Raw genomic sequence first — 19626 nt, 5'->3', positions numbered from 1 at the left:
ATGCACCCGATTCTCAATATCGCCTCCCAGGCCGCCAAAGACGCTGGGGAATTCATCGCCAATCAGCTGCAGAACATCGACCGCCTGAACATTGAACACAAGGGCCGCAACGATTATGTGAGCGAAGTCGACAAACAGGCTGAGCGCATCATCATCGACACCATTCAAAAATACTACCCCGGCCACAGCATCATGGCCGAAGAAAGCGGGCATCATCACAAAGATTCGGACTTTGAGTGGATCATTGACCCACTCGACGGCACCACCAACTTTCTGCACCAATTTCCGCAGTTTGCGGTGTCCATAGCCGTCACCGAAAAAGGTCGACTGATGCACGGTGTGGTCTATGACCCTTTGCGCGACGAGTTGTTCAGCGCCAGCAAGGGCCAGGGCGCACGCATCAACAACTACCGTATTCGGGTCAGCGAACAGAAAACCCTGGCCAATGCCCTGATGGCGACCGGCATTCCCTACTACAACTTTGATTATGTGGATGCGTATCTGGAAAGCTTCAAGGAATTCATGCTCAACACAGCGGGCATTCGCCGCCCCGGCTCGGCCGCGCTGGACCTGGCCTACGTCGCCAGTGGCCGGGTGGATGGCTACTGGGAACTGAACCTGAAACCCTGGGACATTGCCGCCGGTGCCCTGATCGTGCAGGAGGCCGGCGGCATGGTCACTGACTTTGTCGGCGGCGACGGCTACCTGACCTCCGGCAACATCATTGCCGCCAACCCCAAAATGCTCAAGGAAATGGCGAGCGTGATCGGGCGCACCATTCCGAAAGAATTCCGTCGCAATCGCCCTGCCCAGGCCAATCCCAAACATTGACAAAGAGCCGGTTTTCACCAGGCCTGGTGAAAACCCGCTTCCCCGTTTTATTTTGGTTCAATGCACGCTCAGGTCGCACGACATCAGACAAGCGTCTTCCCGCTCACTGCCTGGGCGATCACCCGGGTAATAATTGGGACGCACACCGTCTTCGTCAAACCCCAAGGATCGATACAGGGTTCGAGCCGGATTGGACACCCGCACCTCCAGCAGCGCACGCTGCCAACCCTGCTCAACCCATCGCTCAAGCAAGATTTTAAGCGCCCGACGCCCAAGCCCCTGACGTTGGAACGGTGGCGCAATACAGAAATTCAACAACTCCACCTCATCCACAACTGGCCGACAGATGACATAGCCGACGGGCTGTTCATGCGTTCCGCTGCCACGCACAATCACATAATTCAAGCCTTCATCCAGTGCCAGCTCAAATCCCCGTCGTCCCCAGGGACGAACATAGACGCGACGCTCCACCGACATCACCCAGTCCAGATCGGCTTCGTCCATCGGTTTAAGCGTGAGCGGATCAGTCACGGGCGGCCAACGCCAGCCACTGACGGTAAAACGCCTTTTTCTGCCAGGGATCTTGCATCATGGCCTGGGTAGAGACAACCGTTTCTACCATCATGCCTTCAGCCAGTTCCTGAACAAACTCGGGCGCCAGATCGGTACACAACGCCAGGTCCGGGCCGAACTCAATCAAGGCTTCAAGCCGGTCAAAACGCGCGGTTTCATCCGCTAAGGTCAAAGGGTCCACCCACTGCCAGTTTTGCGCGCTCACGCCCAGGGCATGAAACAAATTGCTCAGTAAGGCCTGCGCCGGCGCGCCAGCACTGGCCAGACCGGGCTCAACCCAGACAAATCGTTGCAAGCCGGAGGCCGGTTGGGCCGAAGCCATGGCACCTTGTCCCTCAGACGCATCAGCTTGGGGGGACGGAACGTCAGACGACATTGTCTCAACCGGTGCCTGCTCTGGCGCCGCTTGAAACGAAGGCTTCAATTGCCAGGGCTGCACCCCGAGTTGAGTCAGAAACGATGCCGACAATCCCATTGCCACCTCAGACCGGTGCCTGCGGATGAGCTTTCAGTCCCTCATCCATCAGTTTGTTCAAGGCGTTAATGTAAGCTTTGGCCGAGGCGGTCACAATGTCCGTGTCCGCGCCCTGGCCGTTAGCAATGCGCCCGCCTTTTTCCATCCGTACAGAGGTTTCCCCCAGCGAATCGGTGCCGTTGGTCACATTATTAACCGAATACAATTCCAGACTGGCGCCGGAATCCACAATGCGCTCAATCGCCTTGAACGTCGCATCCACGGCCCCGCCGCCTTCGGCACTGGCGTGCTTTTCCTCACCATTGACCCACAAAGTGATCTGCGCCGTCGGTGCCTCGCCGGTTTCGGTTTGAACCTTGAGTGAGACCAGCTTGACTTGCTCATTCTCGGTCCGGCGCGTGTCGTTATCCGTGACCAACGCCTGAATGTCTTCGTCATAAATTTCATGCTTGCGATCAGCCAGGGCTTTAAAGCTCATAAACGCTTCAGACAATTCTGCTTCGGTCTCAAACGCAATGCCCAGTGCAAGACAACGATCACGGAACGCATTACGCCCCGAGTGCTTGCCCAGCACCATGCGATTCATGGTCCAGCCGACGTCTTCGGCGCGCATTATTTCATAGGTTTCACGGTGTTTCAGCACCCCATCCTGATGAATCCCGGACTCATGCGCAAAGGCATTGGCCCCGACGATCGCCTTGTTGGGCTGAACGGTAAACCCGGTGATGCCCGCCACCAGTCGGGACGCAGCCAGAATTTCCGGCGTATGAATGCGCGTGTCCACGGGGAACACATCCTGGCGAGTGCGCACGGCCATGACCACTTCTTCCAGCGCGGTATTGCCCGCACGCTCGCCCAGACCATTGATGGTGCATTCCACCTGGCGAGCGCCGGCCTGAACGGCGGCCAGTGAGTTGGCCACGGCCAATCCCAAATCGTTGTGACAATGCGCTGAAAACACCGCTTTGTCCGAATTGGGAATCCGAGTCAGCAGTTGATGCATGCGCTCGCCGAACTGTTCGGGAATGTTGTAACCCACGGTATCGGGGATGTTAATGGTCCGCGCGCCGGCGTCAATCGCCGCTTCGATCACTCGACACAGAAAGTCCAGATCCGAACGCCCCGCGTCTTCCGGCGAAAACTCCACATCATCGGTAAAGTCACGCGCTCTTTTGACCGCCCACACCGCCTTTTCCACCACCTGATCCGGCGTCATTTTCAGCTTTTTTTCCATGTGAATGGGTGAGGTCGCAATAAACGTGTGAATGCGCCCGGCTTCGGCTGGCGCAATCGCCTCGCCGGCGCGAACGATGTCATTCTCCAGTGCGCGAGCCAAGCCACAGATGCGACTGTCCCGCACTGCTTCCGCAACCGCTCGGACCGCATCAAAGTCGCCCTGACTGGCTGCAGGAAACCCGGCTTCGATCACATCCACCCGCAGTTTTTCCAGCTGACGGGCAATGCGAATTTTCTCTTCCCGCGTCATGCTGGCGCCTGGGCTTTGCTCGCCGTCTCGCAAGGTGGTATCAAAAATAATTAAACGATCGGTGGCATCAGTCATGGCGTTGTGCCCCTTCTTGATCCTGAGTTGAGGTGGTATCGGCCGCATCGTGCGACCCGGCATCCAAAGCATCGGGCTCGCTCGTCTTGGAAGCCCGTCGTCGCTCTGATCGCCGCTGCTGAATCGCTTTCAGAGTCCAGATCGGCCCGGAAATGGCATAGAGCAAAAAAAGCAAAAACAAAATCATGGATGGCTTAAGCGTGATCACGACAAAAATCAACACCGCCAGTAACAAGGTGACAAACGGCACCTTGTCTTTCAGGTTCAGTTCCTTGAACGAGCTGAAACGGATGTTGCTGACCATCATCAAGCCTGCCACCGCCGTCAGCACCATGGCAACGGGTCCGGCCAGTTCCGGGTTGAGTGGATTGGTCTCAAACATCCAGATAAAGCCCGCCAGCAATGCCGCCGCGGCCGGGCTGGGCAAACCCTGGAAATAACGCTTGTCCGCGACGCCGACCTGAGTGTTGAACCGAGCCAAACGCAAAGCCGCCGCCGCAGTAAACACAAACGCCACCACCCAGCCGATTTTACCGTAATCGCTCAGAGCCCACTGATACATCAGCAGCGCCGGCGCCAGACCAAAGGACACCATGTCCGCCAGGCTGTCGAACTCGGCCCCGAACGCGCTCGAGGTCTGAGTCATACGGGCGATGCGACCATCCAGCCCGTCGAACACCATCGCCACAAAAATGGCGATCGCGCCCAGTTCATACTCGCCATTCATTCCCGCGATCACGGCATAAAAGCCAGAGAACAGCGCGATCATGGTCATCAGATTTGGCAGCAGATAAATGCCTTTTTCAAACGATTTCATAAGATCCTTTTTTACCAGGCCTGGTGTTAAATGGTCTCACCCCGCCCCACGGCGAAGTAGCGGAACCCGAAAGATTTTAACACCGACTGCTCATAAATATTGCGCCCATCGAAAATCACAGGCCGATGCATACGAGCCAGCATGCCTTCGTAATCCGGGCTCCAAAAACGGCGCCACTCGGTCATGACCATCAACGCGTCGGCTTCATCCAGGGCCTGATACATGTCATCCACCAGCGTCACGCCGGGGCGCTCCCCCCAATATCGACGAAACGCCGCCGCCGCTTTGGGGTCATACGCCACCACTTGGGCACCCTGCGCCACCAGGGCTTCGATGGTTTTCACACTGGGCGCATTGTCCACCGTGGCGGTGTTGGGTTTGAACGACAGCCCCCAAACCGCAAACTTACGTCCCTTGAGGTCGTTCTTAAAGAAGCGCCAGGCTTTACGAAACAGCACCTCTTTCTGGGTTTCATTGTTTTGCAGCACCGCTTTGAGTAGGTCCGCGTCATACCCTTTGGATTGCAGTGTCCCAACCAGTGCCTGAACATCGGCGGCAAAACTTGGCCCCCCAAAGCCGCAACCGGGAAAGAGGTAATTAAAGCCAATGCGGTTGTCCGACCCCAATCCCTGACGCACCTCTTCCATATCAATATTAAAGTGCTCAGCGTTGTTGGCCAGTTCATTCACCAGACTGATGCGCGTGGCCAGCAAAGCATTCACCGCGTACTTGGTGTATTCCGCGGCGCGCGTGGACATCACTTTGACCTGATCCGTCACGTGATTAAAGGGGCGCATCAAATCGCGAATAATGGCGGTCGATTGCTGGTCATGGCTGCCCAGCACCACCCGATCCGGCTTGGAAAAGTCACTGATGGCCGAGCCCTCACTGATGAATTCGGGCATCGACACCACCGAGACTTTCGCCACCAACCCGCGCTGGGCAAATGCCAGTTTGATCGAGGCTTCGAATCGATCTGCGGTGCCAATGGGAAAGGTACTCTGATTGATCACCAACACATCCTTATCGGCCGTCTGGCCAATCGCTTCAACCACTTCCTCGGCCTTGTCGGACCGCCAGGACGGCATGCTCAACATAAAAATCCCGGCATGCGCAATGCCCGCCTGCCAATCATCGGAAAAACGCAACCGACCTTCGGCCACCTGGTTTTTGACCAGAGAACTCAGTCCCGGTTCATCGCGCGGCAGAATACCTTGCTCCAGATCACTGGTTTTCAATAAGTTTCCCACCGGCATGGCCAGAACCTCGTTGCCGGTATGCGCCAGAGAGCCGGCCGTCACCAAACCACTCAACTCACACCCAAAAACCGATATTTTCATGACACCACCCGCTGAATCAATGTTTTTGTGGACTCATCAAATCCATCCAGTCGACTTGGATCCTTGATCGCCTGATGCGTTTCCTTGGCAATCTGCTTGCCCAGCTCAACGCCCCACTGATCAAAGGAATTGATCTCCCAGATCACCCCTTCGACATAGGTTTTGTGCTCATACATGGCAATCAACATCCCCAGCGTATGTGCCGAAAGCGTATCCAACAAAATCGTGTTGGAGGGCTGGTTGCCGGGATAGTGTTTGAACGGCGAATCGAAAGCGGCTTTTAAACTTTCAGGGATCGCCTCATCGCCCAACATCAGGACCCGCGACTGCGCAAAACAGTTGGCCAGCGCCAGCTCATGTTGCAAGCGCAGGCTTTCGTTTTTCTCCGAATGCAGATTGGGGTCAAAATCATCCCGCGTGGTTGGGGCAATAAAATCGCTCATCACCGCCTGAGTTCCCTGATGCAAAAGCTGGTAAAACGCGTGCTGCGCATTGGGCCCCACTTCGCCCCACAGAACCGGACAGGTTTTGTACGCCACACGTTGACCCGACTTGGTCACCGATTTTCCGTTGCTTTCCATCACCAGCTGCTCCAGGTAAGACGGGAGATAGCGCAACCGGGCGTCATAGGGCAGAATGGCTTTGTCGTGAATATCCAGAAAATTAATGTTCCAGATGTCGATCAACCCCAGAACCACCGGAATATTGTGTTCCATTTCCGTGGTCATGAAATGCTGATCCATGGCATGCGCGCCGCTCAATAATTCGCGGAACCCTTGCATGCCGATTTTCAGCGCAATCGGCAACCCAATGGCGGACCAGAGCGAATAGCGTCCACCGACCCAGTCCCAGAAAGCCAACTGATTTTCGGGGGGAATGCCCCATTCCGCCATCTTCTGTTGATTGGCGGACACGCCGATAAAGTGTTGCGACATAATCGCGTCATCATCGGGGATGCATTCCTGCAGCCAATCTTTGGCGGTTTCAGCATTGGAAAGCGTATCAATCGTGGTAAAAGATTTGGACGCCAGAATAAACAGCGTCGTTTCCTGGTTGAGGTCGCGAAGCAGATTGGACGTCTGAGTGCCGTCAATGGACGAAATAAAATGCAATCGGACCGGCGATTCAATCGTCTGCAGGCTGTGAGTGATCATCAGTGGCCCCAGATCGGAACCGCCGACCCCGATATTGACCACATCGGTAATCGGCTTGCCAGTGTATCCGCGCCAATGGCCGCAACGAATTTTATTGACCAGGCCTGCCATTTTCTCTAGCACCTCAGCCACCTGAGGCTGCACGTCGGCAGCAAACCCCTGGACGTCTTTGCCCTGCGCACGCAGGGCCGTATGCAAGGCCGGACGATCCTCGGTTTCATTGACCTTTTCCCCCCGGGTCAATTGCTCAATGGCTTGCGGCAGCCCCTGCTGACGCGCCAGTGTCATGAGCAGTGCCAAGGTCTCACGGGTGATTCGGTTTTTGGAAAAATCCACATACAACTGATCAAAGGCCAATGAAAACTCATCCACCCGGTTAGGCTGCTGAAACAAGCTGGCCAAATGCTGGCTGCCCACGCCCGCATCACAGTGCAACTGCAATGCCTGCCAGGCCGGTGATTGCTCTACCCCCATAATCCTCTCTCTTTTTTCTGTACTCAGGTCTCGTCCGCCTGCCGCTTAGAGCTTCATTCCTTTGAGGTATTGTTTGAACTGTTTGCCAAGCTTGGGATCACGCAGCGCATATTCTACGTTGGCCTGAAGATACCCCTGTTTGTCGCCACAGTCATAGGTCTGGCCATTTTTGAACTCAAACCCAAACATTACCTCTTCTTCGAGCAAACGATCCATGGCATCGGTCAACTGGATCTCTCCGCCTGCTCCGGGCTTGGTGTCCTTAAGCAACTCCATCAGGCGGGGCGTAAAGATATAACGCCCGACCACCGACAAGTTCGAAGGCGCCTCCTGAGGTTTTGGTTTCTCCACCAGCTCCACAATACGCATGTCCGGTCCTTTGACACCGGCAATACCGTATTTTTCGACCTGATCTTCCGCCACCGCTTCCAACGCCACCACACTGGTGTGCATCTTCTGATACTGCTGGGTCATCTGGGCCAAACAGCCTTTCTTGGGGTGGTGCATCAACACATCGGGCAACAGCACCGCAAACGGCTCATTGTCGGCAATCACCGGTTCCGCACAGAGAATCGCATGTCCCAGTCCCAGCGCCTCCGGCTGACGCACACTGACAATGCGCACCCCCTCTGGCGTGATGTCTTCCAGGCTGGCCATACGATCACTTTTGCCGCGAAGGTTGAGTTCGGACTCCAGCTCATAGTGCTTATCAAAATGGTTCTCTATCGCTGATTTACTGGAATGCGTTACCAGAATAATATCGGTAATGCCTGCTTCCGCAGCTTCGTGCACAATATACTGAATCAACGGTTTATCAACGACCGTCAACATCTCTTTGGGAATGGCCTTGGTGGCCGGCAAAAACCGTGTCCCCAGACCGGCGACAGGAATAACGGCTTTGGTCAGTTTTTTTAATGACATACTTCATCCTTTCTCACAAGCGTCGGCCCCGTTGTCGAAACACAACCGCAAACGAGCTTTGATCGATTTCCTACCAGCCACGTTGCCAGCATCAATACTACTTAGAATCTAGTATAACGAAGTCCGGGCAAACTGAACACTCTTTGACACACCCCTCACACCGTGCTCACCCTTGACGGCAGACCCGAAACGCATATAGCTCTTCTTGCTCGGTCACCAGTTCTTCACAGGTCATCCCCTGTTGCGCACAAAACGCCGGAATATCCCGGCATGACCCAGGGTCCGTTGACCAAAGTTCAAATTGCGCCTCTTCAGGCGACCGTGCCATGGCCTGCTTTAGCTTAAGCAAAGGCATGGGACAAGGCAGTCCTGACACATCCACATGTTCCATAAAAACTGAATCCTCTCACACATTACCCCAACTATCTTACAATAGCATGAAGCCACCCGATGATTGATTGCAGCGCCACCATAGACGCATTAGGATGCATGACCTATGCCCCAGTTCTCACTCAGCCCAAAACTGACCACACGACTCGTGGTGGCATGGCTGTTTCTCAGCTTAAGCCATTTTTCTCAAGCAGCGATTCATAGCGATTTGCCGGATCTTGGTGCGCCTGATTTGGTGACCTACACCCCCGAAAAGGAAAAAGCGCTGGGTCGCGCTTTTTCGACCACACTGCATACCCAGTTTGCCATGATCCAGGACCCCACGCTGCTTGATTACATTCGACAGATTGGGGCTCGCATCACCAGCAAGACCGCGTCCCACCGCAGCTATCGGTTTTACGTGATAGACCGGCCGGAAATCAATGCCTTCGCTGGCCCAAACGGCATCATCGGCCTGCATGCCGGCCTGATTCTGGCCGCTCGTTCAGAGGACGAATTGGCCTCGGTCATTGCGCACGAGATCGCCCATGTCACTCAACATCATCTTTCCCGTCGTTTTGACTATCAAAATAGCAACACCGCCGCCACCATCGCCTCACTCATCGCAGCCATTTTAGTTGGTTCTCAAAACCCCAGTGCGGGCATGGCCACCATCATGGGGTCCGCGGGTCTCAACATTCAACAGCAACTCAAAAACTCTCGCCTGCATGAAAACGAAGCCGACCACTTTGGCATTCGCTATCTGAGCGAAGCTGGCTACAACCCGTATGCCATGGGAGATTTCTTTGGCCGACTCGCTCGCGAATCTCAGTACGATGAATTCACCCTGCCTGAAATTCTTCGCACCCACCCGGTGTCTGCCGACCGCTTAGCCAGGGCCGACGACCGTGCTCAACAAATGCCAAAAACAACGCAACAACGTGCTTTCAAAAAAGACACCTTAACGCTGATGAAGTTGCGACTGCGCAACCTCAAAAATCAACCCGCAAGCCAGGTCACCCAAAAAACATACACCCCAGCTCAACGTTGCTACCAGAAAAATCACCAGGCCTGGTTAGAACAAGCGGCCACACAGGTGGCCTATTCACTGAAATGCCTTGATCAGGCCGATAAAGCATCGCCCCAATCGCCCTATTTCAAACTGCTGGCCGCCCAAATCCAGATCCGCCTTGCTCAACCCCAAGCACTGCAAACCTTGCGATATCTGAGTGAACTCTATCCCGGCAACGCCGCAATCGCGCTCACTCAGGCCAATGCGCTGGCTGAGTTTGACAGCAAGCAGGCGGCGATCAACTTACTCACAGAACGCCTGGTTGAATTTGAGCACCAGGGTGCGTTTTATGAACGACTGGCTCGCTATTACAGCCAACAGAACGACGACTTTGGCACGCATTATTATTTGGCGCTCCAAGAAGAACATCTGGGGAACATCGAAAAGGCGCACTATCTCGCCCGCCAGGCCGAAACGTTTTTGACCGCGGAAATGCGCAAAAAAAATGCAAAACTAGAACGCCTAAAATCGCGCCTAGAACAATATCGCTAAAAAACAACGCTCTACCCTGGTTCATAAAGAAAAATATATTCAGCATTAAATATTGCTATGTACGATTGCCGGTAAAAAACTTGCGAAACCCGATCAGATCAGTAACCTATGCCCTTAAGAGCTTTCACTCGCTCAAAAATAAGACCCTGTAAGGGGAGCATAATCGAAAAGTCCCATGGCTTTTTTAGGAGGATATAGAATGTTGAAAATGAAAATGAAGCAATTCCTGACTGCGGTCGCTGTTTCATCAGCATGTGTTGCCGCGCCATCCGTTGCGTTCGCCGCCGACAAAGGGGCCAGCGCCATTGAAGAAGGGAAGGAATTGGCTTTTGCTCGCTCCAAGGGCAACTGCTTGGCTTGCCACATGGTCGACGATGGGGCTATGCCCGGTAACATCGGTCCAGCTTTGATCGCCATGAAAATGCGTTATCCTGACAAGCAAAAACTTTACAACAAAATCTGGGGCACGCCCGAGACCGTTGTAGAAGACAGCATGATGCCGCATTTTGGGGCAAACGGAATCTTGTCTGACGAAGAGATTCAGAAAATTACCGATTACATCTACACACTGTAATCGTTAATCCACTTAGTAAACCTTAACCGGGAGTTAAAACCTTATGAAACGTAGATCTTTCCTTAAAGGTACCCTTGCAACTGGTGCCGCTGCGGTTGCAGCGAATGCCGGCTTGTTGACGCCATCCACCGTTCTGGCGGAATGGAATGAAAAAGCATTCAAAGCAAAAACCGTTGATGACGGTCTGAGCGCTATGTTCGGCACCACATCCATGTCTGAGTCAGGCGACATTGATCTGTCTGCGCCAGCCATCGCTGAAAACGGTGCGGTTACCCCGATCAAAATCGACGCGACCAAAATGGACGGTGTTGAGTCCATCGCGATCATGGCAACGAAAAACCCAAGCCCTATGGTTTGCCGTTATGACTTCTCTGGTCCAGCCGTTGGTTACGTTTCCACACGTATCCGTATGGGTGAAACCATGAACGTTGTTGCCGTCGTTAAAGCTGGCGGAAAACTGTATAAGAAAGAACAAGAAGTGAAAGTCACCATCGGTGGTTGTGGCGGTTAATCCCCAGCCCACACTTCATAGATTTTTATACTGAATTAAAAAGGAACGACTATGTCTATCAAAATTCGTATGCGTGGCCGTGCAAAAGGCGGCGTTGCAGAAGTTAAAGCACTGATCAAGCACAAAATGGAATCCGGTGCTCGCATGAACAAAAAAACCGGTAAGCCATATCCTGCTGACTACATCAACGTGGTTGAAGTTCTGGTAAACGGAACCAAAGCCATTGATTCTCAGTGGTCTGGTGCGATCTCTGCCAACCCATACATGGGCGTTAAGGTTAAAGCCAACAAGGGCGACGAAGTCACTCTGAAGTTGGAAGACCTGAACGGTCAGACTGGTGAGCACACCATCAAAGTTTAATCCCGATTAAGCTGACAGCGCTCCGCTCTGCGGAGTGCTGATATCAAAAATAAAATATTATCATCGTTTTCGGACGGAGGAATGGGATGAAGAAAACATTGCTAGTCGCCTTAACACTGGGCGCAACCGCAACCGCTGCCACCAACGTAATGGCCGGTGGAGTCGATCCGGAAAAAAGCCGGATTCAACTAGTCGAGTACTTCAAAGCGAAGAACCCGAACATTGCACCTGAAGAATATATTAATGGTGCTTACATTTACAGCGAAGACAAAATGATGCAGTGGCGAGCTGCCGAGGAATTTCCTCCCTATTTGGATTCCGTTGATGCTGGTGAAGCCTTGTACGAGCAGGACAAAGCCGTCTATGACAAGTGCTTCGGTTCTGATGTCACTCAGATTCGTGCAAAATACCCACGCTTCAACGAATCAACCCAACAGGTTGAGACCCTGGAAGGTCAAATCAACCAGTGCCGCGCAGACAATGGTCTGAAGCCTTTCAAATGGAAAAAAGGTGACATCGCTAAATTGTCAGCTTATTTTGCCTATGAAGCACGTGGCCAGAAAATCAATGTTGATGCCAGTTCTCCTGGTGCGAAAGAAGCCTTTAACAAAGGTCAGGCTTTCTATGTACAGGAACGCGGCCAGCTAGGTCTGTCGTGTGCGAAATGTCACACTTACAATGCCGGTCGTAAAGCGCGTTCCAACACCCTGTCAGCCAACCTGGGACACACCACGCACTTCCCAGTATTCCGTGCCAAGTGGCAGGAACTGGGTACCCTGCACCGTCGTTATGGCGGCTGTAACAAAAACATGCGTGCCAAGCCTATGAAAGCTCAGAGTGAAGAGTACCGCAATCTGGAATTCTTCCAGGCTTATATGTCAAACGGTTTGGAAATCAACGGTCCTGGTTATCGTGAATAATCCAATCGGTTGATTGTCTAAAAAAACCCGCTTCGGCGGGTTTTTTTATGTCTGTCATCCCGTAAAGTGAGGCACACGTACATTCATGTGGCACCTCAGTCCAGTGTGTGCAAACTAATTTTTTACCAGGCCTGCTTCCTTCGGAGTAATTAGACAGGGCTAAAATTGATGTGGGCATTTAGATCAATCGCTTGATCATTGCTCTGTGTGAAGTCAGACACAAAAAACCCGCCGAAGCGGGTTTTATGAATCAAAGGGTCGTCTCTGCGTCCTTTTCAGGCCTCCAGCATGTCCTCACCCTCATAGACCCAGTTAAAGCCTTCACGCACCCATTTTTCAATGCGCATAAACAACTCAGGGTCGTTCAAGCCCAGTTTCTGAGCAATGGCAAACACATTTTCCTGCTCTTCCTGACCAAAGTGGCCATCTTTATAGGACAGCTTGATCAATTCCTGAAGCAGAATAATCCGATCATGCTTACTTTTAAACACCTGAAGAAGGTCATCGAGATTGAGATGACTTTTATCCAAGCTGTATTCGATCCCGAAAGCTTCACTGAAACTGCGCAGATACTGCTCTTCTTCACTGGCCAATTCTCGATCGGCATAAGCCATGATCACGGCCAGATCAAAAACGGCCTGACGTTGTTGATTGTTTAATCGATCTGCAAACATATTGATTCCTTGTCTCTAAAGTCAGTGCTCGACCTGATCCACGTCTCTTATTGCACCATAGGCTGCACTGGTTGTCATGGCCGCGTAAGCGCGCAAGGCTGCCGTAATCTTACGCTTTCTGGGCAAGGCTGGTTTCCATGCATCGCGCCCACGCTCATGCATGGCTTGACGACGCTCCGCAAGCTCTTCATCACTAAGCTTCACTTCAATCGTCCGGTTGGGGATATCGATTTCAATCATGTCACCGTCTTCTACCAGGCCGATATTGCCCCCTTCCGCTGCCTCGGGCGAACAATGACCAATGGACAATCCTGACGTTCCGCCGGAAAAGCGACCGTCCGTGAGCAAGGCACACTGCTTGCCCAACCCTTTGGATTTGAGGTAACTGGTCGGATAAAGCATTTCCTGCATGCCCGGGCCGCCTTTTGGTCCTTCGTAACGAATCAGTACTACGTCACCGGATTTGATTTGATCGCCCAGAATGGCTTCCACCGCCGCATCCTGGCTTTCAAAAATTCGTGCCGGGCCACTGAATTTAAAGATGGATTCATCCACGCCGGCGGTTTTGACAATGCAGCCGTCCATGGCAATGTTGCCATACAGAACAGCCAGACCGCCTTCCTTGGTATAGGCGTGCTCAACGCTGCGAATACAACCGTTTTTGTCATCCACGTCCAAGGTTTTCCAGCGCTTGCTCTGACTAAACGCTTGCGTGGTACGGACATTGCCCGGGGCCGCTTTGTAGAATGTCTTGACCGATTCATCCTCCGTGCGGGTAATGTCCCACAGTTCCAGCGCGGCCCCCATGGTCGACGCATGGACGGTGTACACATCCGGATCAATCAAACCAGCTCGGTCCAACTCACCGAGGATACGCATGATGCCACCGGCACGGTGCACATCCTCCATATAATAGTCTTTCGAGTTGGGCGCCACTTTGGACAGACAAGGCACTTTTCGGGAAATATGATCCATGTCAGCCATATTGAATTTCACTTCGGCTTCACGCGCAATGGCCAACAAATGCAGCACGGTGTTGGTTGAGCCGCCCATGGCCACATCCAACGCCATGGCGTTCTGAAACGCTTCATAGGTGGCAATGGAGCGCGGAAGTACCCGTTCATCGTTGTCTTGATAGTACGCTTTTGAAATTTCAACAATACGACGTCCCGCTTCTTCAAACAGATGACGACGATCCGCATGCGTGGCCAGCGTGGTGCCGTTCCCCGGCAACGCAATGCCCAGCGCTTCGGCCAGACAGTTCATGGAATTGGCGGTAAACATCCCCGAACAGGACCCACAGGTTGGACAGGCCGACTCTTCAATCGTGGTCACGTCTTCATCGGAGCAGCTATCATCCGCTGCCTTGACCATGGCGTCGACCAGATCCAGCTTGATGCCTTCACCTCCCAGCACGGTTTTGCCAGACTCCATCGGCCCACCGGTGACGAAGATGGTGGGGATATTCAGACGCATGGTCGCCATCATCATGCCCGGGGTGATCTTGTCACAGTTCGAAATACAGACCAGTGCGTCGGCACAGTGCGCATTACACATGTATTCAACCGAGTCCGCGATCAAATCGCGTGACGGCAGTGAATAAAGCATGCCGTCATGCCCCATGGCAATCCCGTCATCCACGGCAATGGTGTTGAACTCTTTGGCCACACCGCCGGCTTCTTCGATGACACGTGCGACCAATTGCCCCATGTCCTTGAGGTGCACATGCCCCGGGACAAACTGCGTAAACGAATTGGCAATCGCAATGATGGGTTTACCAAAATCTTCGGTGCCCATGCCGGTCGCGCGCCAAAGCGCTCGAGCGCCTGCCATGTTGCGGCCATGAGTACTGGTTTTGGAACGATAATCCGGCATACTTACCTCCTTCTCACAGGGGATTGACGTTTTCCGTTTCCCTGATCAGACTGTTATACTTAAAACTTAACGAATATTTTCGCATATCCGCCCGCGTCTGTGCATGAACTCTCCGCGGTCGTTTAAAAAAGTTGATCTCATGGAGCCAACCATTCCCTCTTTCACTGAATCTTTGCGTCAGGCCTCGCCTTACCTGGCAGACCACCGTGACAAGACGCTGGTGCTCTACTGGCCGTCTGACATGATCGCCGACCCGGCAAAACTGCAATCTTTGGCCCGAGACTGTGTATTGCTCAATAGCCTGGGACTCAAGCTGGTCATTACGCTCGGGGCCGGGGCTTGGCTGAATCAGGCGTATCGTGATGCCGGAGTAACGTGGCAGTGTCACCAGAACACCCGCATCACCGGTCCAGAGCACCTACCCTTGCTGGAAAGCACCGTTGGGCGGGTGCGTGCTCGGGTCGAATCAGCGATCACCCAAGCCAGTGCTGAACACCACTTACCCGGGGCATTGGTCTCTGGCAACTGGGTGGTTGCCAAGCCCAAAGGCATCATCGATGGCATTGACTTTCAGCATACGGGCAGTGTAAGAAAAATCAACCGTGCCGCCCTGTCTCAAACGCTTCAGGCCGGGCAAATGGTGCTGATCACGCCTCTGGCCTATTCGTTGAGCGGGGAAGCGTTTAACCTGAACACCATGGAGCAGGCGTTTGCCATCAGCGAATTGCTGGAAGCTGACAAGCTCATGCTGTTCCAAGCCAGCCAGGAACTCAAACACCTGCCAAAAGCGATCAAACGTTCGGAACTGACAGCGCAGCCGATCTCGGAGCGGCTTCAAACCCTGATTCAACGCCATGGCAAAGGTCTAAAGCGCGTGCATCTGATCGCAGACAACCAGCCGGATGCGCTGCTGACCGAATTATTCAGCCGGGATGGCGCCGGCACCTTGATCTATACCGACCGCTATCACCAGTTGCGGCCCGCTCAGGCGGAAGACATCCCCGGCTTGATGCGTCTGATCCAACCTCTGGAAGCCGCTGGCATTCTGGTGAGCCGCAGCCCGGAACAACTCGAACAAAATCTGTCAGACTTCTGGGTGATGGAAATCGACCAGCACCTCATCGGTTGTGCCGCCCTTCACTCCATTGATGCCCACAATGCCGAACTGTCCTGCTTGGCCGTTGAACCGGGATATCAAGACCAGGGCCTGGGGCAGGAACTGCTTAATGAAATTGAACAGCAAGCCCATAAAAAGGGATATCAGCATTTGTGGCTACTCACCACCCATACGCATCACTGGTTCGAAGAAAACGGTTTTGATGCCAGCGACCCGGAAGCCCTGCCCGCGCCACGCAAAAACCTGTACAATGCGCAACGCAATTCCAAGGTGTTGGTCAAACCCATTCAAACGCGGACCTGAGGTGCCATGTGATCCAACCGGATGACAAAAATTACATTCGAGAACGTTTTCGTGGTTTTCTGCCGGTTGTGGTGGATGTCGAAACAGCTGGGTTTGATGCCGAAAAAAACGCACTGATTGAAATTGCCGCCGTCACCATTGGCATGAACGCCGCCGGCAAGGTGTACCCGAGTATTGCGGTGCAATCCAACGTTCTGCCGTTTGATGGCGCCCAGCTGGACAAAAGCGCTTTGAAGTTCATCGGGGTGGAAGACCCGACGCACCCGTTTCGGTTTGCGCTTTCCGAGCGGAACGCTCTGAAAAAATGCTTTGATCCGATTTATCGAGAGCTCAAACTGACTGGTTGCACACGTGCCATACTGGTCGGGCATAATGCGTTTTTCGACTTGGGATTTATCCGCGCCGCCGCCGAACGGCAGAAAGTGAAGTCACCGTTTCACAAGTTCAGCACCTTTGACACCGTCTCACTCGCGGGCCTGGCTTACGGTCAGACAGTACTGGCCAAAGCCACCCAGGCGGCCGGTCTCGACTGGGACGATGCCCAGGCGCATTCAGCCGCTTACGACACCGACAAGACCGCAGAGCTTTTTTGCCGCATTGTCAACGACATGCCCACTCTGGGCCAAACCGCCGAACCAGCCGGGCAAAAAACACCCGATTCAACCAGGCCTGGTTAAAAAACCATTCGGCCCGCTGCCACTCAAACGAGAAAAATCAGGCGGTTTCCTGCTGCTTGGCGTTGGCCTCGGCCATCATTTTTTTCAGCTCACCTGACTCAGCCATTTCCAGTGTGATGTCGCATCCGCCCTGCAATTCACCGTCGATGTAGAGCTGGGGAAAGGTCGGCCATTCCTGATATTTGGGCAAATGCTCCATAATCAGCGGATCAGCCAGAATATTAACAAATGCGAACTTTTCACCCGTGTTGACCAGCGCTTCCGCCGTGCGGCTGGAAAAACCACACGTCGGCATCTGCGGCGTGCCTTTCATATAAAGTACGACGGGGTTGTTTTTAACTTGCTCATCAATGCGCGCAAGAATTTCCTGTTCCTGATCTGACATATGCATTCCTTCCTTCTGCCTGAGTTTGCCCCGTTGCTGTGCGTTTAGGTGAGCAAAGGACGGCAACCTCGTTTTAATTCCTGAGTTGCTAGGTTGGTTATTTTATCAGACGCACAGATCAAATCCCAGCCAAAATAGAAAAAACGCTGCGTTCAGGCGGCATCGCTACAGACATTGCGGGCACGATACGGGTCCACATGGGTCTGCAGCCAGAGTTCCAGCAAGGCCGCGTGCCAGAGCTTGCTCCCCTGAATACGGGTAAAACTGGTCTCGGCTTCCGGCTCGGCCAACAGACGCTCAATATAATCGGCCTGAAACAGACCGCGTGTTTTGGCCGCCTCACTGGTCAGCACAGATCGCATCATTTCATAAAAAGGGCCGCGCACGTATTTCAGCGCTGGCATGGGAAAATACCCTTTGGGGCGATCAATCACCGCATCGGGCACGCGCCCTCGGGCCACCGCCTTGAGCAGATATTTAAAATCCTGCAATTTGGTTTCCGGCGGTGCCGCCATGGCCACCTCAACCAGCGAGTGATCCAGAAACGGCACCCGTGCTTCCAGACCCCACGCCATGGTCATGTTGTCCACGCGTTTGACCGGGTCATCCACAATCAAGTGACTAGCATCCAGGCGCAAAACCTGATCGATAAAGGCATCGGCGTCTTCTTCATTGAGACGATCCTGCACCCAGTCGGTGGTCACATCGTGCACATGGTAATCCGGGTGAATCAACTCACACCATTCCGCGTGGTCGCGATCAAAATAAAACGGTGCAAAGGCCTCAACCCGGTCGGCATCGGGCGCCAGCTTTTTCGCCGCCTCAACCATTTGCGGGTACCAGAAATAGCCGCCAAAGACCTCATCGGCGCCCTGCCCGGACATGACCACTTTCACCTCTTTCGAGACCTGTTCCGACAGCAGGTAAAACGCCACCGCATCCTGGGCAAACATCGGCTCGGCCATGGCATCCACGGCTTCCTGCAGCCGAGGCAGAACCTCCGCATTAGGGATCAGAAATTTCTTATGCCGCGTCTGAAAGCGCTCGACCACCTGATCGGAATACTCAAACTCACTGCCCTTTTCTTCCGGCACATCTTCAAATCCGATGGAAAAAGTGCGGATGTCGTCCACACCGGCTTCATCCAGCAGGGCCACAATCAAACTTGAGTCCAGACCGCCGGACAACAACACGCCAACCGGCACATCGGACGCGGTCAAGCGCTTGTGCACCGCTTCTTTGAGACTGTCATGCACCGCCTCAATCCAGGCCTGATGATCCTCGACCCCACTCAACGCTTTCAGCCTGGGGTTTTCATGATTCGGTCCCGGGCGCTCGGCCCTTAAATGCCACCAGCTTTTCTGATAAATCTGCCCGTCCGGGTTCACCGTCATCCAGTGCCCCGGGGCCAGCTTGCGCACGCCTTTGAGAACCGTATGCGGCGCAGGCACCACCCCGTGCAAAGTAAACTGATGATGCAACCCCACCGGATCAAGCGCCACATCCACGCCACCGGCAGCCAAAAGTGCCTGGGTATTGGAGGCAAAGCGCACCCCGCCCTCAATGGGCGCATAGTAAAGCGGCTTGATCCCGAACCGGTCGCGTGCCAGCATCAGCTGGTGCTGATGATCATCCCAGATCGCAAAGGCAAACATGCCCTCAAACCGGGTCACACACTCCATCCCCCACTGACGATACGCTTTAAGAATCACTTCGGTGTCGGAATGCGATCGGAACACATGGCCCAGCTCGCTCAACTGATCCCGCAACGCCACATAGTTGTAGATGCAGCCATTAAAGACCAGCGTGAGCTCTTCATCCACCATCGGTTGATGACCGGCGTCCGACAAATCAATGATCGACAACCGGCGATGGCCCAGCCCTACCTGGTTCTGCAACCACATGCCACCATCATCCGGGCCGCGTCGAACCAGCTTCTCCAACATGGGTGTCAAGCTGGCCTCACTGGCGCGTTGTCCGTCCCAGTATATTTCGCCGCAAATCCCGCACATGATTCTGTCCTGTCTTTTTCTCAATGGATGGAGGCGCTATTTTAACCAAAAACAGACGCTGCCGTGACCCAACTCACGGCCTGCCCCCATGACAAAGCATCAGTGGAACCGCACAAAGATGCATTAAGGCCCGTTTGCG

The 19626-nt window shown here is 53.8% G+C and carries 20 protein-coding genes; 8 read left to right on the top strand and 12 right to left on the bottom strand.

Going from position 1 to position 19626, the window contains the following annotated elements; all coding sequences use genetic code 11:
- Entirely contained in the window at window positions 1-831 is an 831-nt protein-coding gene (locus AVO41_RS07850; RefSeq protein ID WP_068585270.1) for an inositol monophosphatase family protein, read from the top strand.
- Window positions 832-888: 57 nt separating this feature from the next.
- On the opposite strand, the gene rimI is transcribed toward AVO41_RS07850, so the two are convergent.
- The 8 genes from rimI to AVO41_RS07810 form a co-directional block, all read right to left on the bottom strand.
- Window positions 889-1362, bottom strand: a complete 474-nt coding sequence (gene rimI, locus AVO41_RS07845) for a ribosomal protein S18-alanine N-acetyltransferase (RefSeq protein ID WP_068585266.1) — start codon at window positions 1360-1362, stop codon at window positions 889-891.
- Window positions 1355-1879, bottom strand: a complete 525-nt coding sequence (locus AVO41_RS07840) for a hypothetical protein (RefSeq protein ID WP_068585262.1) — start codon at window positions 1877-1879, stop codon at window positions 1355-1357. Before AVO41_RS07840 ends, rimI begins: the two co-directional genes overlap by 8 nt.
- Window positions 1880-1886: 7 nt before the next feature.
- A complete protein-coding gene (locus tag AVO41_RS07835) occupies window positions 1887-3440 on the bottom strand; it encodes a 2-isopropylmalate synthase (RefSeq protein ID WP_068585258.1) in 1554 nt (517 codons plus the stop codon).
- Window positions 3433-4257: a CDP-diacylglycerol--serine O-phosphatidyltransferase gene (pssA, locus tag AVO41_RS07830; RefSeq protein WP_068585255.1), complete on the bottom strand. Its 825-nt coding sequence runs from the start codon at window positions 4255-4257 to the stop codon at window positions 3433-3435. The genes AVO41_RS07835 and pssA overlap by 8 nt, the downstream gene beginning before the upstream one ends.
- Window positions 4258-4283: 26 nt before the next feature.
- Window positions 4284-5597, bottom strand: coding sequence for a UDP-glucose/GDP-mannose dehydrogenase family protein (locus tag AVO41_RS07825; protein ID WP_068585251.1), 1314 nt, complete (start codon window positions 5595-5597; stop codon window positions 4284-4286).
- Window positions 5594-7225, bottom strand: coding sequence for a glucose-6-phosphate isomerase (pgi, locus tag AVO41_RS07820; RefSeq protein ID WP_068585249.1), 1632 nt, complete (start codon window positions 7223-7225; stop codon window positions 5594-5596). Before pgi ends, AVO41_RS07825 begins: the two co-directional genes overlap by 4 nt.
- Window positions 7226-7270: 45 nt before the next feature.
- Complete coding sequence (gene galU, locus AVO41_RS07815) at window positions 7271-8146, bottom strand: UTP--glucose-1-phosphate uridylyltransferase GalU (protein WP_068585243.1); 876 nt, start codon at window positions 8144-8146, stop codon at window positions 7271-7273.
- A gap of 166 nt (window positions 8147-8312) precedes the next feature.
- On the bottom strand, window positions 8313-8537 hold the full coding sequence (locus AVO41_RS07810) for a sulfurtransferase TusA family protein (RefSeq protein ID WP_068585240.1): 225 nt from the start codon (window positions 8535-8537) through the stop codon (window positions 8313-8315).
- A gap of 105 nt (window positions 8538-8642) precedes the next feature.
- Between AVO41_RS07810 and AVO41_RS07805 the strand changes: the two genes are divergently transcribed.
- From AVO41_RS07805 to soxA, 5 genes are all read left to right on the top strand, one after another.
- Window positions 8643-10079, top strand: coding sequence for a M48 family metalloprotease (locus tag AVO41_RS07805; protein WP_068585237.1), 1437 nt, complete (start codon window positions 8643-8645; stop codon window positions 10077-10079).
- A gap of 199 nt (window positions 10080-10278) precedes the next feature.
- Entirely contained in the window at window positions 10279-10653 is a 375-nt protein-coding gene (soxX, locus tag AVO41_RS07800; RefSeq protein WP_068585235.1) for a sulfur oxidation c-type cytochrome SoxX, read from the top strand.
- Between the two features lie 43 nt (window positions 10654-10696).
- Window positions 10697-11164 carry a thiosulfate oxidation carrier protein SoxY gene (gene soxY / locus AVO41_RS07795; protein ID WP_068585232.1) on the top strand — a complete coding sequence of 156 codons (468 nt, stop codon included), beginning with the start codon at window positions 10697-10699 and terminating at the stop codon, window positions 11162-11164.
- Window positions 11165-11215: 51 nt separating this feature from the next.
- The gene (gene soxZ, locus AVO41_RS07790) at window positions 11216-11524 is read left to right on the top strand and encodes a thiosulfate oxidation carrier complex protein SoxZ (RefSeq protein ID WP_068585229.1); all 309 of its coding nucleotides are present in this window, start codon (window positions 11216-11218) and stop codon (window positions 11522-11524) included.
- A gap of 86 nt (window positions 11525-11610) precedes the next feature.
- Complete coding sequence (gene soxA / locus AVO41_RS07785) at window positions 11611-12444, top strand: sulfur oxidation c-type cytochrome SoxA (RefSeq protein WP_068585226.1); 834 nt, start codon at window positions 11611-11613, stop codon at window positions 12442-12444.
- 275 nt (window positions 12445-12719) lie between these two features.
- Here soxA and AVO41_RS07780 read toward each other — a convergent pair whose 3' ends face one another.
- Window positions 12720-13118, bottom strand: a complete 399-nt coding sequence (locus AVO41_RS07780) for a TerB family tellurite resistance protein (RefSeq protein WP_068585223.1) — start codon at window positions 13116-13118, stop codon at window positions 12720-12722.
- A gap of 21 nt (window positions 13119-13139) precedes the next feature.
- Window positions 13140-14993, bottom strand: a complete 1854-nt coding sequence (gene ilvD, locus AVO41_RS07775) for a dihydroxy-acid dehydratase (RefSeq protein WP_068585220.1) — start codon at window positions 14991-14993, stop codon at window positions 13140-13142.
- Between the two features lie 139 nt (window positions 14994-15132).
- Between ilvD and argA the strand changes: the two genes are divergently transcribed.
- Window positions 15133-16413, top strand: coding sequence for an amino-acid N-acetyltransferase (argA, locus tag AVO41_RS07770; protein ID WP_235584701.1), 1281 nt, complete (start codon window positions 15133-15135; stop codon window positions 16411-16413).
- An 11-nt stretch (window positions 16414-16424) separates the two neighbouring features.
- The gene (gene rnt / locus AVO41_RS07765) at window positions 16425-17090 is read left to right on the top strand and encodes a ribonuclease T (RefSeq protein ID WP_153003529.1); all 666 of its coding nucleotides are present in this window, start codon (window positions 16425-16427) and stop codon (window positions 17088-17090) included.
- Between the two features lie 37 nt (window positions 17091-17127).
- Here the strand turns inward: rnt and grxD are convergent, their stop codons facing one another.
- Both grxD and AVO41_RS07755 read right to left on the bottom strand, forming a co-directional pair.
- Complete coding sequence (gene grxD, locus AVO41_RS07760; RefSeq protein WP_153003511.1) at window positions 17128-17475, bottom strand: Grx4 family monothiol glutaredoxin; 348 nt, start codon at window positions 17473-17475, stop codon at window positions 17128-17130.
- A gap of 152 nt (window positions 17476-17627) precedes the next feature.
- Window positions 17628-19487 carry an N-acetylglutaminylglutamine amidotransferase gene (locus AVO41_RS07755; RefSeq protein WP_068585208.1) on the bottom strand — a complete coding sequence of 620 codons (1860 nt, stop codon included), beginning with the start codon at window positions 19485-19487 and terminating at the stop codon, window positions 17628-17630.
- Between the last annotated feature and the right edge of the window lie 139 nt (window positions 19488-19626).

It is taken from the genome of Thiomicrospira sp. WB1 (assembly GCF_001507535.1).
Lineage (GTDB): Bacteria > Pseudomonadota > Gammaproteobacteria > Thiomicrospirales > Thiomicrospiraceae > Hydrogenovibrio.
The sequence above is the reverse complement of the archived record's forward strand: the minus strand, read 5'-3'. Positions and strand labels throughout refer to the sequence as shown.